The sequence below is a fragment of the Cupriavidus pampae genome (assembly GCF_914271485.1).
GTDB classification, from domain to species: Bacteria; Pseudomonadota; Gammaproteobacteria; order Burkholderiales; family Burkholderiaceae; genus Cupriavidus; species Cupriavidus pampae.
The window spans coordinates 1-16209 of record NZ_CAJZAG010000011.1; the positions used below are offsets into that span (position 1 = coordinate 1).

Annotated in this window: 15 protein-coding genes and 1 pseudogene; 10 read left to right on the top strand and 6 right to left on the bottom strand. The window is 64.3% G+C overall.

The features are described 5' to 3' along the window. Positions 1-203: 203 nt before the first annotated feature. Together LDO41_RS25565 and LDO41_RS25570 are read right to left on the bottom strand one after the other, a co-directional pair. Positions 204-1238 (bottom strand): glycosyl hydrolase, encoded by a 1035-nt coding sequence (locus LDO41_RS25565; protein ID WP_223993456.1) that lies wholly within the window; start codon positions 1236-1238, stop codon positions 204-206. 20 nt (positions 1239-1258) lie between these two features. After that, a complete protein-coding gene (locus LDO41_RS25570) occupies positions 1259-3691 on the bottom strand; it encodes a di-heme oxidoredictase family protein (RefSeq protein WP_223993458.1) in 2433 nt (810 codons plus the stop codon). A 321-nt stretch (positions 3692-4012) separates the two neighbouring features. Here LDO41_RS25570 and alkB point away from each other — a divergent pair. Then, a pseudogene (gene alkB / locus LDO41_RS25575) lies at positions 4013-4673 on the top strand (DNA oxidative demethylase AlkB). A 113-nt stretch (positions 4674-4786) separates the two neighbouring features. Next, the gene (locus LDO41_RS25580) at positions 4787-6322 is read left to right on the top strand and encodes an SLC13 family permease (protein ID WP_223993460.1); all 1536 of its coding nucleotides are present in this window, start codon (positions 4787-4789) and stop codon (positions 6320-6322) included. Positions 6323-6352: 30 nt separating this feature from the next. Here the strand turns inward: LDO41_RS25580 and LDO41_RS25585 are convergent, their stop codons facing one another. Further along, positions 6353-6568, bottom strand: a complete 216-nt coding sequence (locus LDO41_RS25585) for a helix-turn-helix domain-containing protein (protein WP_223993463.1) — start codon at positions 6566-6568, stop codon at positions 6353-6355. A gap of 297 nt (positions 6569-6865) precedes the next feature. Here LDO41_RS25585 and LDO41_RS25590 point away from each other — a divergent pair, with 297 nt between their 5' ends. Beyond that, positions 6866-7405, top strand: coding sequence for a BON domain-containing protein (locus LDO41_RS25590; RefSeq protein WP_223993465.1), 540 nt, complete (start codon positions 6866-6868; stop codon positions 7403-7405). Between the two features lie 3 nt (positions 7406-7408). Here LDO41_RS25590 and LDO41_RS25595 read toward each other — a convergent pair whose 3' ends face one another. Then, complete coding sequence (locus LDO41_RS25595) at positions 7409-8110, bottom strand: GntR family transcriptional regulator (protein ID WP_223993467.1); 702 nt, start codon at positions 8108-8110, stop codon at positions 7409-7411. Between the two features lie 137 nt (positions 8111-8247). Between LDO41_RS25595 and araD the strand changes: the two genes are divergently transcribed. The 3 genes from araD to LDO41_RS25610 are packed head-to-tail and all read left to right on the top strand — an operon-like array spanning position 8248 to position 11711. Beyond that, positions 8248-9987 carry an L-arabinonate dehydratase gene (gene araD / locus LDO41_RS25600; protein WP_223993469.1) on the top strand — a complete coding sequence of 580 codons (1740 nt, stop codon included), beginning with the start codon at positions 8248-8250 and terminating at the stop codon, positions 9985-9987. Positions 9988-10008: 21 nt separating this feature from the next. After that, positions 10009-10740 carry a ribonuclease activity regulator RraA gene (locus LDO41_RS25605; protein WP_223993470.1) on the top strand — a complete coding sequence of 244 codons (732 nt, stop codon included), beginning with the start codon at positions 10009-10011 and terminating at the stop codon, positions 10738-10740. A 32-nt stretch (positions 10741-10772) separates the two neighbouring features. Next, entirely contained in the window at positions 10773-11711 is a 939-nt protein-coding gene (locus LDO41_RS25610; protein WP_223993471.1) for a 2-hydroxyacid dehydrogenase, read from the top strand. Between the two features lie 19 nt (positions 11712-11730). Here the strand turns inward: LDO41_RS25610 and LDO41_RS25615 are convergent, their stop codons facing one another. Further along, positions 11731-12723 carry a Bug family tripartite tricarboxylate transporter substrate binding protein gene (locus LDO41_RS25615; RefSeq protein ID WP_223993472.1) on the bottom strand — a complete coding sequence of 331 codons (993 nt, stop codon included), beginning with the start codon at positions 12721-12723 and terminating at the stop codon, positions 11731-11733. A 258-nt stretch (positions 12724-12981) separates the two neighbouring features. Here LDO41_RS25615 and LDO41_RS25620 point away from each other — a divergent pair, with 258 nt between their 5' ends. Continuing rightward, on the top strand, positions 12982-13422 hold the full coding sequence (locus tag LDO41_RS25620) for a polyhydroxyalkanoate granule-associated phasin (RefSeq protein ID WP_223993474.1): 441 nt from the start codon (positions 12982-12984) through the stop codon (positions 13420-13422). 261 nt (positions 13423-13683) lie between these two features. Further along, on the top strand, positions 13684-14010 hold the full coding sequence (locus tag LDO41_RS25625) for a hypothetical protein (RefSeq protein ID WP_223993475.1): 327 nt from the start codon (positions 13684-13686) through the stop codon (positions 14008-14010). Positions 14011-14139: 129 nt separating this feature from the next. On the opposite strand, the gene LDO41_RS25630 is transcribed toward LDO41_RS25625, so the two are convergent. Continuing rightward, a complete protein-coding gene (locus LDO41_RS25630; RefSeq protein ID WP_223993476.1) occupies positions 14140-14925 on the bottom strand; it encodes an SDR family NAD(P)-dependent oxidoreductase in 786 nt (261 codons plus the stop codon). A gap of 253 nt (positions 14926-15178) precedes the next feature. Here LDO41_RS25630 and LDO41_RS25635 point away from each other — a divergent pair, with 253 nt between their 5' ends. Beyond that, positions 15179-15586: a hypothetical protein gene (locus LDO41_RS25635; RefSeq protein ID WP_223993477.1), complete on the top strand. Its 408-nt coding sequence runs from the start codon at positions 15179-15181 to the stop codon at positions 15584-15586. A gap of 170 nt (positions 15587-15756) precedes the next feature. Continuing rightward, positions 15757-16110, top strand: coding sequence for a DUF883 family protein (locus tag LDO41_RS25640; protein ID WP_223993478.1), 354 nt, complete (start codon positions 15757-15759; stop codon positions 16108-16110). Positions 16111-16209: the final 99 nt, after the last annotated feature.

Below are 16209 nucleotides of genomic sequence, written 5' to 3' on the forward strand. Positions count from 1 at the left end.
GGGGGGGGGGGGGGGCCCCCCCCCCCCCCCCCCCCCCCCCCGGGGTTGGGGGTTGCGGTGGGGGGGGGGGGCGCCCCCCCCCAACGCCCCCAGAACCCCACCGCGACGCTCGCCGCCTCACGTTCGTTTCCGGCGGAGAGGGAGAACGGCTGCGTAGTCACGCTTGCCTGGCCACCACGAGGAAGGCGCCAATCACGCGCCGATCAGAATGGCAGGCTGATGTAGAGCTTGCCCAGATCCGTTAGCTGGCCGTCTGCGCCGAGCAGGCTGGTGAAGTGGGTGTCGTTGTCCCAGCGGCCCGTGAACCACGCGTAGCGGAACACGTCGGTGCGTTGTTCGCACGTGGCCACGAGGTCGCGCATCTGGGCTGCCTGCTTGGCCGGCGTGTCGATCGCGGCGTTGCCGTCGCCGACGTGCCAGTTGGCGAACTCGGTGACCCAGAACGGTTTGCCGTACTTGGTCAGCCGGTCGAGCTGCCCGCCCAGGCCGTAGTCGTACCAGTGGAACGCGATGTAGTCGATCTGCGGGTCGCGGTTGCCGTTGGCGGCGCGGTATTCGTTATAAAACGCGTCGAGCCATGCCACCGGATCGTTGAAGCCGTTGCCGATATTGCCCCACGTGATGGCCGGGCCGACCAGCTTGACGCCCGTGTGCTGGGCCACCGCTTCGTAGCGCGGCCACAGCATCGCCGCATCGCGTGGCTGCAGGTTGGCCTGGTCGCCGAGATTCGGTTCGTTCAGCAGCAGCAGGTACTTGATCTTCGGGTGCGCGCGCAGATAGGCTTCGATAGCGTTCGCGTCGAAGTTGCCGTTCCACAGCATGGGGATGTAGTCCATGTTGTAGGCGGTCGTGGTGTCCGCCGCGGCCGTGCCGTTGGGCTGCGAACCCCAGTTGTACCACCAGCTCACGCCCGGGGCGAGCGCGCTGAGGTCGTTGGCGCTGCGCAGGTCGTAGGCGACTCCGCGCTTGGCGCTCTTGGTCACGCCGGGCGTGCCGATATTGCCCGAGCCACCGACGTTGCCGCCGTTATTGCCCGTGCCACCGGTGCCGCCCGTGCCGCCATTGCCACCGGCGTTGCCGTTGCTGCCCGACCCGGACGACGGTGATCCACCGCTGCCACTGGTGCCCGCGTCATCGCCGCCACCGCATGCGGTCAGCGTCATCACCAGCAGCGCCGCGCCAAGCAGTCCTGCCGTGCGCCGCCATATCGCACTCCATCCCACCTGGGGCATTGCCATCGCATTCGTTTGCATGGTCATCATAGTGATTTCACAAAGTCGATCAGTTGCTGACGATCGTCAGCGCTCAATGCCTTGAAGCGGTCTCGCGCGGGGGCGCCCTGGCCGCCGTGCCAGAGAATGGCTTCCTCGATCGTGCGCGCGCGGCCGTCATGCAGGTAGCGCGTATTCGGGTCGATGCTGCTCAGCAGCCCCAGCCCCCACAGCGGCGCGGTACGCCATTCGGAACCACTGGCGCTGCCCTGCGGATAGTTGTCCGCGAGGTCCTGTCCCATGTCGTGCAGCAGCAGATCCGTGTACGGATGAATCAGCTGGTTGCGCAGCTCGGCAAACTTGTGGCTGCCACCCGTCGTCAGCGAGGCCGCGTGACACGACGTGCAACGCGCCTGCGTGAACAACTGGCCGCCACGCGCCACGCGATCCTGCATGCGGCTTTCGGCCTGCTGCGCGGCGGTGATGGTGGCTCCACCCTGCTTGAGCTGGTCCACGATGGTCGGTGCCGGAATGCCGTTGAACTGCTGCCCCTTGAAGTGCCGTTGCGCGGGCACGCCGAGCAGGCTCAGGTAACGCGAGATCAGATCGACGTCGGCATCGCCAAGCTCTGGCCCGTTGGCATCGGCCGCGCGGCAGTCGCTACCCGTGGTGGCGCGGCCGCAGAAATGCTTGGGCAGCAGCGAAGTGGTCACGCCCATGTCGCCATTCAGCGCATCGGCGGTCTGCTGCAGCACCGTGGACGACGACGCCTTCCAGCCGAAGCGGCCCACGCGCGGAATGCGCGCATCCACCGCATCGGGCACGATCTGCACGCGACCCAGCGTACCGTCAGGATCGGTGGCGCTGGCCTGCGCGAGTGCCACCAGCGTGGCTTCGGGCACGGCCTCGAGCAAACCCATGCCGACCAGATGCGGTGACGCGCGGACGGACATGCGATCCGGCATCGGCAACGTATTGCCGTTGACATCGGTCAGCGTGTAGACCGGCGTCTGCAGCGTGTAGGCGCTGCCATCCGGATACTTGCCAGCCGTATTGCGATAGCTGGAGATGCGCAGGAGCGCATTGCGGCCATCCCACGTGCGCCCGCCGTCCGTTACCAGACCCTGCCAGATGCGGCCACCGAAGCGGGTATCCGGTACCACGTTGCCATTGGCATCGGCCGAGCCCGTGAGCACGACCATATTGTTCAGCGGCAGGTTGAAACCGGGCGAGCTCTTGCCGTTGTTGGTGTGACACTGCACGCAGGCCGCTTCCTGGAACTTCGGGCCGGCACGATTGGCGAGCTTGTCGAACAGCGTCGGATTGCCGGCCTCGACGTGCGCGCCGGTCAGGAACGACGAGTGGAACAGGCGGCGACCCTCGACGAATGGCTGGATATTGCGGCCGGCCACGTTGAGCGAAGGCTGCAGCAACTGCATCTCGGGTTCGTTCGACGCATCCTCGTGCAGCGTCATCAGCGGGCCACCGGCAAAGGCCTCGGGCGGAATCAGCTTCGTATCCCACGGAATCGGGGCCGCGTCGCAACAAGGCCCGCGGAACCATGGCACCACGCCCGGCGCGCCGACCTTGTAGGTAATGACGTCCGCGTAGTAATTGAAGCGGCCCAGCGCATCGCCCTGCGTGCCCGCAAGGAAGATACCGAGCTCGAATTCGACCAGATCGCCGTTCCGCAGCCCGCGATTCAACCGTGGCAGCGTCTTGATCTGCTTGACCAGCACGAATTCGCCGTCCTGCGGCGGCACGTTCAGGTCGGTGTTGTAGTTGCTGTTGGGATCTTCGTCCAGGGCGTCGTAGTTGGCGATCGGCGTGCGCAGTTCCTGCCCATCCTTGAGCATGCCGACCGGCAGACGCTTGACGCCGCCGTTGTCGCCGTACAGCGCTACCGCGGTCGGGCCCGGGTCGTCACCATCGCGGCGGCCAATAAAGCCAAAACGGAAATTGGTGCCGTACATCCACCATTGCGGCTTGATGACTAACGTGAGGATTCGCTCCGCCGGATTGGTAGGCGAGACGTTGTCATAAATGGTAATCGCGTGCGTGCGGCGTTCAAAATAATGGGGCGCGAAAATCCCGTACAGATCGCCGCCAGCATTGGTGCCGGTTTCCGACTGCTCGCGCGCATGGCGATCGCGTACGCGGCCACCGACGCGCGTGACGAGCGTTCCGTCGGTCAGCGTGTACTGGGTTGCGGGATCGACGCTGGACCAGCTGAGCGGTACGAAGGCGCCCACCGGCAGCGGCTGGTTGGTCGAAGGGCCATTGCCGCCATTGCTGCCATTTCCACCGCCGGCGGGGTTGCCGCCGCTGCCGGCGCTCGATCCATCGCCGCCGCCGCAGGCCGCCAGGGCCAGCACGCAGGCCACTATGCCCGCGCCAAATAATTGACGCCCAAGCTGACGCCCAAGCTGACGCGCAGCCGCCATCGAGCGCGATGGCGCTATTTTGCTGTGAATCATCATTGACCCTTCATTTTGTACAAACGTGCTTTCTTTTTGAATTTGCACGTGTCGACCCACCGCATCCGATAATTCGATTTTTATTGCTTGCAAACCGATAGCAAAGTCATTCCCAAAAATTGCCCGGCCACGCAATGCGCAAATGTATCGCTGACGATGACACGCGGATGATAAATTAATTGGGTTACTTGTAAACACCGTGGGTGTGAAATTCTGTTAAACGCACGATGCGTTGCCACGATGCCGGACGAGGCATAATCGAGCGGTCTGGAGGAGAGCGCCACGGCGCGCCTCGTTCCTGGGGTGAATCCCCCCAAACGCACCATGACTTTCGATCTCTTCGACTCGCTGCCGGCGCAACCCGACGACGACGCGGCCGAGGCCCTGGCACCCGGCGCAGTGTTGTTACGGCGCTTCGCCCGCGACGACGAGCAGGCCCTGCTGACGGCGGTACGCGGCGTGATCGCGAGCGCGCCCTGGCGACACCTGATCACGCCGGGTGGCCTGCGCATGTCGGTGGCCATGACCAATTGCGGCACCTATGGCTGGGTCTCGGACCGCACCGGTTATCGCTACGATCCGGTCGATCCCGACAGCGGGCAGCCTTGGCCGCCGCTACCGGCGCCGTTCCTGGCGCTGGCCACGCGCGCCGCGGCAGCCGCCGGCTATGACGGCTTTGTGCCGGACGCCTGCCTGATCAACCGCTATCTGCCCGGCACCCGGCTCTCGCTGCATCAGGACCGCGACGAACTGGATCTGCGCGCGCCCATCGTCTCGGTGTCGCTCGGGCTACCTGCCACGTTCCTGTTTGGCGGACTGCGGCGCGCGGACCGGCCCGCGCGCGTGCGGCTGGCCCATGGCGATGTGGCGGTGTGGGGCGGCCCGTCGCGGCTGGCGTTCCACGGCATTGCGCCGCTGGTCGATGGCGACCACCCATTGGTGGGGCCACGAGCGCATCAATCTGACGTTTCGCAAGTCGCGCTGAACGGTCACTGAGCGAACACTGAGCGGTCACCGAACGGAAACTGGCCCGAAATCGCCAGAGATGGGCCAAAAAATGTCACGCGGGCGGCGGCCGACGACGTACGATTGCCAACCATGACAACACGTACCGACGCTCACGCGGACGGTGCCACATCCGAGACGCCCGCCATGACCGCCACACCGGGACGCACCGACGCGCGTGCGACCGCCACCTCCGCCCCACCTTCGCCCAAGGCGCCCGCTCCGCCCCCTGCCGCCCAGGCCGCGGGCCGTGCCGCCGATTCGCTGCGCGCGGCACTGCTGATTCTGGCTTGCATCGCCATCGCGACGATTGCCGGGCATGCGGCCGGTGCCTCGCCGAAGCTGATCCTGGCCGCCGCGCTGGTGCTATCGACGGTGTGCTGCTGGGCCGTTGGCGTGTTGCCCGAGCCCACCACCACGCTGCTGTTCTTCCTGTGCGCGGTGGTGTTCCATATCGCACCACCAACCGTGGTGTTCTCGGGCTTCTCCTCAGCCGCGTGGTGGCTGATGTTCGGGGGGGCGGTCACCGGCGTGGCGTTGCGCAACACCGGGCTGGCACTGCGGCTCGCGGACCGCATCTTCCACCAGCGCGCCAATCGCTACACGCAGGTCATCGCAACGGTCGCGGCCACCTCGGTCGGGCTGGCGTTCCTGATGCCATCGACCACGGGCCGCGTGCTGCTGCTGATGCCGATCGTGCTGGCGCTGGCGGACCGGCTTGGCTTCGGCCCCCAATCGAATGGCCGTATCGGCATGGTGTTGACGGTAGCGGCCGCCAGCTACATGCCGCCGGCAACGATCCTGCCGGCCAATATTCCGAACAGCGTGCTGCTCGGTGCGGCGAGCTCGCTCTACGGCATCAACCTCAGCTACGGCAGTTATCTGCTGCTGCACTTCCCCGTGCTCGGTCTGCTGAAGACGCTGGTGCTGGTGTGGCTGGTGTGCAAGCTGTTCCCGGAAAACGGACCGATGCCGCCGCAACAGCCTGCCGATCATGCCGCCATGAGCCGGCAGGAACGACTGCTCGCGGTGATCCTCATTCTGGCCGTGGCCGGCTTCGCGACCGATGCATGGCATGGCATCTCGCCCGCGTGGATCTCGCTGACCGCATGCATCATCTGCCTGCTGCCCGGGGTCGGGCTGGTTTCGTCGAAAGCGCTGACTGAACAGGTGCACCTAGTGCCGTTGTTGTATGTGGCGGGCTTTCTCGGCTTGGGGGCGGTGGTCGAATCGACCGGACTCGGCACCGCGATCAGCAGCGCGTTGCTGCATTGGCTGCCACTGGCGCCGGGCCATACCCTGGGCAATGTGGGCGCGCTCAGCGCGATGGGCGCGGCACTCGGACTGGTGTCGACGTTGCCAGCGCTGCCCGCAGTGCTGACACCGCTGGCCAAGGATCTGGCCACGGCCACAGGATTGCCGCTTGAAACCGTGCTGATGCTGCAGGTGCCGGTGTTCTCCACCGTGTTTCTGCCATATCAGTCGCCGCCGATCATGATCGCGATGCAGCTCGGCGGCGTGGGACTGCGGCACGGCACGCGCCTCTGTCTGGCGCTTGCCGTGATTACGGTGCTGGTGCTGCTGCCGCTGGACTACCTGTGGTGGCGCGCGCTCGGCTGGCTGCATTAAACCTTCTGCATTGCGCGCGCGCCCGGGGCGCTAGCGGCGGCCCACGTACAACGCGAGGTCGTACACCTCCATCAATGCGAGTAACTGGGCCGCGCTGACCGTTTCCGGATTCAGCTCCATATGAGAGATCCAGCTCTGGCTCACATGCAGCCGCGTGGCGGCCTCCGCCTGGCTGAGTCCGGCAATGGTTCGTGCACCCTGAAGCACCCGACCGAGGTCGAGGGCTGTGGTGATTCGCTCTTCCATAGTTATGTTTTCCTCCATCTACGGGCCTCCGCGCGGTGCCCTCTTTTGATTTAGCAGTCACACGCGCATTGCGCAACCATAAGCCGCATTTGGCGATTCCCACCCGGCCTGCCGCTGTGGATCGTCCATGCACGCTTGCGAGTGCTTGCAATTCCTACCGGGCGCTCTATTGCGCGCGCCACCACGCGACGGGCGCCGCGCAGTGTCCGATGTCGGCGTTTGTCCGAATGGAACAGACCTTGCAGCTTGCGTCTTCAACACCTCGGCATTTCGACGCAATAAGCAATGGAGACGATCATGGACAAGAATCGAACATCCCCACCTTTGACGGATTTTCACTATGGCGGCCACAGCGGTGTGGATGACGAGAAGAGTCGCCCGCAAAAGCCAGTACGCGCGGCGGAGGATTCGGCTCCTCAGTCGCACGCGAACATGCCACCGCAGCCCTATCGCCCGCAACCAGGCTCCAACGAGCCGGATGGCGTGGAGCGCTACGGCATGTACGGCGTAGCGCCGGGCGCCGAAAAGCAGACGCCGGAGTTCGCCAACGCTGGTCAACGCCCACTGCCCGGCCCCGCCGCGCTCGGCCAGTTCGATGGCGACGATATGCGGCCCGTCGAGCCGTGGAACGATGCACAGCGGCTCGAAGTCCTGCATGAACGGCTGTCGATGGTCGTGGACCCCGGTGTGATCCAGATCGAGATGATCGATGGCGCGGTCACGCTACGCGGTACCGTACGCGATGCTCCGACGCGCAAGGCCGTCGAGAATATCGTGATGGGCTGCCTCACCGATCATTACGTGCGTAGCGAGATCGATGTCGCTGCCACGCGTTGAGCGTTATTTGAGGTAATCGGCGAAGCGCGCGCGAATGTCGTCGAGATGCGCAAGCGTGCCCGACAGATGATCGCGCAATACCGCTTCCGCGCGCGCCGCGTCCCCCGCTGCAATCGCGGCCACAAGCTCGGCATGGTCACGCAATACCTCGCGCGCCTTGCCGGCAATCGGCAGATGCAGACGGCGCAGACGATCCAGATGCCCACTCTGCCGGCGTACCAGCGCGTGCAGATCCGGCACTGCCGCGGCGTCGTACAGCGCGCGATGAAAAGCCTGATCGTTGTCGCTGAACTCGTCGAGCGCATGAATCTCGAGCATGCGCGTCGCGCGATCGACGATTGCGCGCAGGCGTTCAAGCAGCGCTGCGTCGGGCGCGGCCGCGAGCGTGCGCACGATCTCCAGTTCCACCGAGCGCCGCAGGAAATGCGCCTGGCGCGCAAGGGCGACATCGATACGACTCACGCGCGTGGCATGCTGCGGAAAGATATCGACGAGCCCTTCTTCCGCAAGCCGGATCAGCGCGTCGCGCACGGGCGTCTGGCTGATGCCGTATTGCGCGGCCAGATCGATGCGCGACAGCACAGTGCCGGGCGGCAGCGCAAGCGCGATGATCTGCTCGCGCATATGCTCGAACACCTGCGGCGCCGCCTGGCGTGTGCGGTCGAACTGGAACAGGGAGAGAGGTACCTGCAGCAAGGTTTCCATTTGGGGCGCGATTCTAGCCGAAAGCACCGTCGGGATCGTCGTTGACGTACTAATATATTAGTGCTTTAATCGTCCGAATCAAGGCCGGCTACACACTAGACCGGCTGCCCGCTTCAACGTGGATGGAAGAGACAACCATGACGGCACACAAGAAGGCGCCTGACGCGCTGCGCAGCGCGCGCTGGTTCGCCCCCGACGACCTGCGGTCCTCCGGTCATCGCTCCCGCATCATGCAGATGGGCTACGCGCCCGATGAGTGGATGGGCAAGCCGGTCATCGCGATCATCAACACCTGGTCAGATATCAATCCGTGCCACTCGCACTTCAAACAGCGCGTGGACGACGTCAAGCGCGGCATTCTGCAAGCCGGCGGCTTTCCCATCGAACTACCGGCGATTTCGCTGTCCGAGAGCTCGGTCAAACCGACCACGATGCTCTATCGCAATCTGCTCGCGATGGAGACCGAGGAGCTGATCCGCTCGCATCCGATCGATGGCGCCGTGCTGATGGGCGGCTGCGACAAGACCACGCCAGGCCTGCTGATGGGCGCGACCAGCGCGGGTGTGCCGGCCATCTACGTGCCGGCTGGACCGATGCTGCGCGGCAACTACAAGGGCAATGTGCTCGGCTCCGGCTCCGATGCCTGGAAGTTCTGGGACGAACGCCGCGCGGGCAATATCAGCAAGACGGAATGGGTTGGCATCGAAGCCGGCATCGCGCGTAGCCACGGCACCTGCATGACCATGGGTACGGCCAGCACGATGACCGCCATCGCCGAGTCCATCGGCATGTCGCTGACCGGCGCCTCCTCGATTCCGGCCGCGGATGCCAACCATATCCGCATGTGCTCGGAGTCCGGCCGCCGCATCGTCGAAATGGTGTGGGAAGACCTGACGCCCGCGCGTGTGCAAACCCATGCGTCGTACGAGAATGCGATTGCGGTCGCGATGGCAATGGGGTGCTCCACCAACGCGATCATCCACGTGATTGCGATGGCGCGGCGCGCGGGCCATGACATCGGACTCGAGGACTTCGATGCGATGAGCCGCCATGTGCCGGTGCTCGCCAATATTCGGCCCAGCGGCGACAAATACCTGATGGAGGACTTCTTCTATGCGGGTGGATTGCCCGCGTTGATGAGCCGCATCCGCGACAAGCTGCACCTCGATGCGCCCACCGTAACGGGCCGCACGCTTGGCGAGAATATCGCGGGCGCCGAGGTCTACAACGACGACGTGATCCGCACACGCGACAACGCGCTGTATCAGGAAGGCGCGCTGGCGGTGCTCAAGGGCAATATCGCGCCCGATGGCTGCGTGATCAAGCCGAGCGCATGCGAGCCGCGTTTCTACAAACACACGGGCCCGGCGCTGGTGTTTGACGACTATCCGTCGATGAAGGCCGCGATCGAGCGCGACGACCTCGATGTGACTGCGGACCACGTGCTGATCCTGCGCAACGCCGGTCCGCAAGGCGGCCCCGGCATGCCCGAGTGGGGCATGCTGCCAATTCCGAAGAAGCTCGTGCAAGCCGGCGTGCGCGACATGCTGCGCATGTCCGACGCGCGCATGAGCGGCACCAGCTATGGCGCCTGCATCCTGCACGTCTCGCCCGAGGCGTATATCGGTGGACCATTCGCGCTGGTGCGCACCGGTGACATGATCTCGGTGGATATTGATCAGCGCAGCATCCATCTGGAAGTCTCCGACGAAGAACTCGCGCGGCGACGCGCCGCGTGGCAACCGCTGCCGAAGAAGTTCGCCCGCGGCTATGGCTGGATGTTCGCGCAACATATCCGACAGGCCAACGACGGTTGCGACTTCGACTTCCTGCAGACTGATTTCGGCGAGCCGACTGGCGAACCGAGTATCTATTGATCGATTGCCATCGGACCCGACATGACTCCGCTCAGCCCTTCCCTGCGCGATGCGCTCAAGACCGTCAGCACCGCCACACTATGCACCGCGCTGTTCAAGCGCGGCCTGCGCAATCAGTTCATTCAGGACGTGCATCCGCTCGATCCCAGGCATGCCGCCAAGCACGGCGCGATGGTCGGCGAAGCATTCACGCTGCGGTATATCCCCGCGCGCGAGGACCTCAATCCGATCACCGTGTTTCAGGACCCTAACCATCCGCAACGCCAGGCAATCGAGCAATGCCCGCCGGGAGCGGTGCTGGTGATCGACAGCCGCAAGGATGCACGCGCGGCGTCGGCCGGCTCGATCCTCGTCACGCGGCTGATGCAGCGTGGTGTCGCGGGCATCGTCACTGACGGCGGCCTGCGCGACTCGCCGGAGATCGCCGAGATGGATATCCCCTCCTATCACCAGCGGCCGTCCGCGCCGACCAACCTCACGATGCATCAGGCACTCGAGTTCGATGTGCCGATCGGCTGCGGCGATGTGGCGGTGTTTCCGGGCGACGTGGTGGTGGGCGATGGCGAGGGCGTGGTCATCATTCCGCGCGATATCGCCGAAGAAATTGCGGCGGAGGCGGTGGAGATGACCGCGTTCGAGGACTTTGTCACCGAGGAGGTGAAGAAGGGTCGCTCGATCATCGGCCTCTATCCGCCCACGACCGAACAGGCGCGCGCGGACTTCGCCGCCTGGCGCAAGGCTTCTCATCGATAATACCCACTGACTTTCCTACAGGACACTCCCGCATGAAACCCCGCCTTCTGCAGCACGGCCGCTTGCCCGAACGTATCGAAGCCAAACTCGCCGAGCACTTCGACGTGCATCCGTTCTGGTCCGAGACCGACCCGGCTGGCTACCTGGCGAAGCATGGCGGCGAGTTCGTCGCGCTGACCGCGCGCGCGGCCACCGGCGTGGATGCGGCGACGATTGCCGCGCTGCCGGCGCTGCGCGTGATCTCCAGCTTTGGAGTGGGCCTCGACAAGCTCGACCTCGACGCCGCGCGTGCGCGTGGTATCGCGGTGGGCTACACGCCTGACGTGCTCAACGACTGCGTGGCGGATACCGCGTTCGCGCTACTGATGGATGCGGCAAGGCAGGTGAGCGCGGCCGATCGCTATGTGCGTCGCGGCGAATGGCCGAAGGCCGCGTATCCGCTGACCACGCGCGTGAGTGGCAAGCGCCTCGGCATCGTCGGGCTCGGCCGCATCGGTCGCGTGATCGCCAAACGTTCGAGCGGCTTCGACATGGAAGTGCGTTACTTTGGCCGCCAGCCGCAGGAAGGCGTGTCGTACGGCTTCGAGCCGTCGATCGAGGCGCTCGCGCGCTGGGCGGACTTCCTCGTGCTGGCCACATCGGGCGGCCCGAACACGAAGCATCTGATCTCGGCCAACGTGCTGGAGGCCCTGGGCCCCGAGGGCTACCTGATCAATATCGCGCGCGGCACGGTGGTCGATGAAGCCGCGCTGGTCGATGCGCTGACCAACAAGAAGATCGCCGGCGCTGGCCTCGACGTGTTCGAGAACGAGCCGCACGTGCCGGAAGCCCTGTTCAAGCTCGACAACGTGGTGCTGCTGCCCCACGTGGCCAGCGGCACACACGAGACGCGCAAGGCAATGGCGGACCTCGTGTTCGACAACCTGCAGAGCTTCTTCGAAACCGGCAAGGTGCTGAAGTCCGCCGTCTGACCGGCGCTTGTGGCGAGGGTTACTCGGCCTTGGCGCCCGAGTCCTTCGCCACCTTGATCCACTTCGTGGTCTCGGTCTTGATGAAGGCGGCCAACTGCTGCGCATTCATGTCGCCCGCGGTCACGCCCTGTTCGTCGAAGCGGCTGACCACATCGGGTTGCTTGAGCACCTTGGCCAGTTCCGCGCCAGCACGCTGCTTGATCGCGTCCGGGGTGCCGCGCGGCGCCATCAGCGCGTACCACGTCACCACCTCGTAACCCGGCACACCGCTCTCAGACACCGTCGGCACGCCCGGATAAGCGGCCGAGCGCTTGGCCGAGGTCACTGCCAGTGCGCGCACCTTGCCGCTCTTGATATGCGGATTGGCCGACGGGCTGGTCTCGATTGCCATTTGAATCTGACCCGCGATGATGTCCGTCATCATCGGCGCGCCGCCCTTGTACGGGACGTGCGAGATGTCAGTGCCGGTGGAGGCGCGGAACAGTTCGCCCGACAGATGCTCGGTGCTGCCAATGCCAGCCGAACCGTAGTTCACCTTGCCCGGATGCGCCTTGATATAGGCGATGAGCTCCTGCACCGTCTTGACCGGAATCGACTGATTGACGATCAGCACGTTCGGCGTGGAGGCAACCATGCCGATCGGCTCGAGATCTTTCTGAAAGTCATACGGCAGCGACTTGTAGATGCCGGGCGCCATCGTGTGGGCGATGGTCGCGAGCAGGAACGTGTAGCCATCCGGCTGGGCGCGCGCCACATTGGCCGCACCGAGGGTGCCACCGGCACCGGGGCGGTTGTCCACCACCACGGGCTGGCCCAGTGCCTCGCCGAGTTTCTGGCCGACTGCACGGCCGACGATGTCGGTGGTACCGCCTGCCGCAAAGGGCACGACCAGCGTAATCGGCTTGCTCGGCCACGCGTCGGCGGCATGGACAGTGTTGATGGCAGCGGTGCCCAACAGGGCGGCGCCAAACATGACCTTGAGCGCCATGCGGCGGCGCGGCATCGTTTTCATCGTGGTGTCTCCTCGGGGGATCGTATTTATGTGTCGGCCATGCATCGTCCATGCGGATTCCGGCCGAATCGGACACTCTATCGTCGTCGCCGAACGCTAGCCAGCCCCTATTTGGCATGGGGGGATCACAAATCGTGAAGGCTCGTGCGCCTGCAACCGGGTCGGATTCGGTTGAATCCCCGGTTGACCGGGCCGGGAATGTCGTTAAGCTTGAGGCTTGCTTGCGTGTCACCACAGGCATCTCACTGGAGCCTCCCAATGCAAAGCATTCCACCGACACTGTGGCCGATGACGGCTTTCTTTCCTCACCTGCAGGCGATGGGTGACGCCGTCGAAGGGCAGCAACTGAACGACAACTGGGCCCGGCTGATGGGCCTGAATAACGATTTCGCGCGCTCGATGTTCGACGAAGCGCGTTTTGACTGGGCCTCGATGTTCGTGATGCAGGATCCCGAATCCCTTTATGTCCGGCAGATGACCAATCAGATTCCGGCGTTGTCCATCCCGCTGCACTATGCCTCCGCGCTGATCGAGCTCGGCTGCGCGCAACAACGTGCGTGGCTGGACGTCTGGGGGCACTGGTTTGGCGTGCCGGGCATGCTGATTCCCCCTGCCACGGATGCAGCACATACCGATGTGGAAGATGTGCCACGTCATGCCATTCGCGAGACGCGGCACCCGCGCGGGAAGACGCATTGAGAAAAATGGCGGCAGATCGTGTCGGATGTCTGCAATTACGCGTACAACCTACAATCGATCGGCCCAAATATGGACATTAAGACATCCAGCACATGGCTCGACCATTGCGTGCGTTATCTAAAACTAAGGCATAGTGTCTTCTGAATCGTCAGAGGGGTATGCTTGCAAGAGTGCAGCATTAAGCTGCCTGTCAGATCGACGCAGGGCGCAGTCGACGCAGGTATTCTGATCGCGCCCATTACATACATCGCGAGGCACCTTATGAAGAAGACCCATCTCATCAGTCTGATCGTCGCGGCTGCGGCCGTGGTTGCCGCGCCGCTGGCCGTTGCGCAACAAAAGCAAGCCGATCCGTACACGCAAGGCGCCAAGACTGGCAAGCCCGATCCGTACACGGACGGCGCCAAGACCGGCAAGTTCGACCCGTACACCGATGGCGCGAAGTCGGGTTCGACCCGTTCGGACCTGGTCAACAGCAAGCGCGACCCGTACACCGACGGCGCGCGCGCTGGTGCACGTGACCCGTACACGGACGGTGCCAAGACTGGCAAGGCCGATCCGTACACCGACGGCGCCAAGAAGCAGTAAGCGGGATTGACTCGCAGGGCCCTCTTCCTGGAGGAGGAGGGCGGCGGCGAGGCTTGCCCTTACCGCCAACCGTGGAACGCCCCTCTCCCGGCGGAGTGGGGCGTTTTGCTTTTCGCGTGACTGACTAGATCAGGGCACACCGTTGGCGGCACCATCGATCGCGATGACGGCGCCATTCACGTACGCCGCGCGACCCGAGGCCAGGAAGACGACCATGTCGGCCACTTCCTCGGGCGATGCCAGACGGCCCATCGGCATCTTGTCGGTCAGCACGCGCATGGCTTCTTCCTTGCTGACCTTTGCTGCTGCGGCTTCCACTTCCATGCGTGCGTGATAGCGGTCGGTTTCGGTCGTGCCCGGGTTGACTGCGTTGACGCGAATGCCATGCTTCGCGTACGCGTTGGCCAGACCCGTCGATGCGAGCATCAGCGCCGCGTTGGCCGCGCCACCGCCAAGGTGGAACGGCGACGCGACGCGGCCGCCCATGCCCACCACGTTGACGATATTGCCTGCGTGCCGCGCGGCCATGCCCGGCAGCACCGCCTCCATCATGTGGATGTACGTGAAGTACTTGGCGTCCATTGCCGCATGCCAGTGCACGGCGGTGAGCTGTTCGGCCGGCGTGCGCTTGGCCGCGCCGGCGGAGTTGACCAGCACGTCGATCGGGCCGAGCGCGGCTTCTACCTGCTCGCGCAATGCGGCGGCCTGAGCCGGAACGGTGAGGTCGGCGGCGAAACCTTGTGCCTTCAGACCCTCGCTGGCGAGTTGTGCCACCGCGGTCTCGAGACCTTCGGCGTTGCGCGCGGCAATGGCGACTTTTGCGCCTTCCTGCGCAAACAGTCGCGCGCACGACAGGCCGATACCCTTGCTGCCGCCCGTGACCAGCACGACCTTTCCGTTCAATTGCAGATCCATTCGCTCCCCCAGTTATAAAAAATTTAAAGCGCTAATATACGCCGCGCGTCGCCGCGCCGCATCGCGCTTTTTGGGGGCTTGCCGCAAGCCCGCGCCATTGCTGGGCCATTGCTTTCAATCGTTGAAAGGTTGAAAGTTCCCGTTGAATTCGTTCACTGGGAGGAACAGTGCGTTACCGGATTCGACCTGTTACTCGCGGATGAAAGGCATACAGTAAGGACTCCGATTCGCCTGCCATAAGGAGCCCCCCATCATGCGACTCACTCCTGAAACCCTGCTCCCCGCTTCGACTGATACGAACGTCACCGATGACGTCGTGACCGCGATCCGCCATCAGGACATCGTCACTGCGTGGTCTGGCACGATGGCCGAGCAACGCGTGGCCGTGCTCCATATGCTGTATCCGCGCACCGATGCGCGCACGCACCGCAGCCTCGATGCGTTGGTCAATGCGCTGCACGTGCATGGGCTGCATCAGGTGGCCGAATTGATCGAGCAGGAAGCGCATTATCTGGTCTTCAAGGACCCGGTAAAGGCGTGGAAGGCGCTCAACGAGATTCGCCATGATTCGCTCGCGATTGGCGTGCATCTGTATTACAAGGGCTTCAGCGGCAATGAGGCCGAAGTGGCGCTGGATCGGGATGCGCATCGCAAGGCTTGATGGCGAGCGGAATTTACAAAGCGGTTTGGCATTGCGGCTGCGATTCTTTCATCGCGGCGGCTTGCTGACGTACCGTTCCTGACGGTACTTCCTGCCTTTCCGGGCGATCTCTGTGGCTGGTACGGTTTCTGCGCGGGACTATGGTCCCACTTACCACCACGGAGAACGTCATGGACCCCAACGATATCGATCCGCATGCTGCGGATAACGCCGCTTCGCGTTCCACCGCTCAACTCCGCGCGAGCACAGATCAGCTTGCGCGCGACCTCGATGATTTGCTTTCGCAGTTGCCTAGCCTGACGGGTGAGGCCATGGAAGCGGCCAAGAAGACATTTCTCGCCAAGGCTGAACGTGGGTCGAGTGCATTGCATTCGCTCAAGGAGAATGCCTGCCATCGGATGGAGAATGCCCAGGAATGCGCGCGGGATTATGTGCACCGGGAGCCGGTGCGGGCGTTGGGGATGGCGGTGGGTGTGGGGGTGTTGTTGGGGGCTTTGATGTGTCGGCCTCACGGCCGAGGGTAAGAGGCCCTCTCCCCCGGCCCCTCTCCCCGCGGGAGAGGGGAGAAAACAATTGGTTATTTTGCGTTCTCCCTCTCCCCCGGCCCCTCTCCCTCAAGGGAG

Coding starts and splice junctions, on each gene's coding strand:
- LDO41_RS25565 (WP_223993456.1), bottom strand. CDS start 1,238: ATGGCAATGCCCCAGGTGGGATGGAGTGCGATATGGCGGCGCACGGCA.
- LDO41_RS25570 (WP_223993458.1), bottom strand. CDS start 3,691: ATGATGATTCACAGCAAAATAGCGCCATCGCGCTCGATGGCGGCTGCG.
- LDO41_RS25580 (WP_223993460.1), top strand. CDS start 4,787: ATGACAACACGTACCGACGCTCACGCGGACGGTGCCACATCCGAGACG.
- LDO41_RS25585 (WP_223993463.1), bottom strand. CDS start 6,568: ATGGAAGAGCGAATCACCACAGCCCTCGACCTCGGTCGGGTGCTTCAG.
- LDO41_RS25590 (WP_223993465.1), top strand. CDS start 6,866: ATGGACAAGAATCGAACATCCCCACCTTTGACGGATTTTCACTATGGC.
- LDO41_RS25595 (WP_223993467.1), bottom strand. CDS start 8,110: ATGGAAACCTTGCTGCAGGTACCTCTCTCCCTGTTCCAGTTCGACCGC.
- araD (WP_223993469.1), top strand. CDS start 8,248: ATGACGGCACACAAGAAGGCGCCTGACGCGCTGCGCAGCGCGCGCTGG.
- LDO41_RS25605 (WP_223993470.1), top strand. CDS start 10,009: ATGACTCCGCTCAGCCCTTCCCTGCGCGATGCGCTCAAGACCGTCAGC.
- LDO41_RS25610 (WP_223993471.1), top strand. CDS start 10,773: ATGAAACCCCGCCTTCTGCAGCACGGCCGCTTGCCCGAACGTATCGAA.
- LDO41_RS25615 (WP_223993472.1), bottom strand. CDS start 12,723: ATGAAAACGATGCCGCGCCGCCGCATGGCGCTCAAGGTCATGTTTGGC.
- LDO41_RS25620 (WP_223993474.1), top strand. CDS start 12,982: ATGCAAAGCATTCCACCGACACTGTGGCCGATGACGGCTTTCTTTCCT.
- LDO41_RS25625 (WP_223993475.1), top strand. CDS start 13,684: ATGAAGAAGACCCATCTCATCAGTCTGATCGTCGCGGCTGCGGCCGTG.
- LDO41_RS25630 (WP_223993476.1), bottom strand. CDS start 14,925: ATGGATCTGCAATTGAACGGAAAGGTCGTGCTGGTCACGGGCGGCAGC.
- LDO41_RS25635 (WP_223993477.1), top strand. CDS start 15,179: ATGCGACTCACTCCTGAAACCCTGCTCCCCGCTTCGACTGATACGAAC.
- LDO41_RS25640 (WP_223993478.1), top strand. CDS start 15,757: ATGGACCCCAACGATATCGATCCGCATGCTGCGGATAACGCCGCTTCG.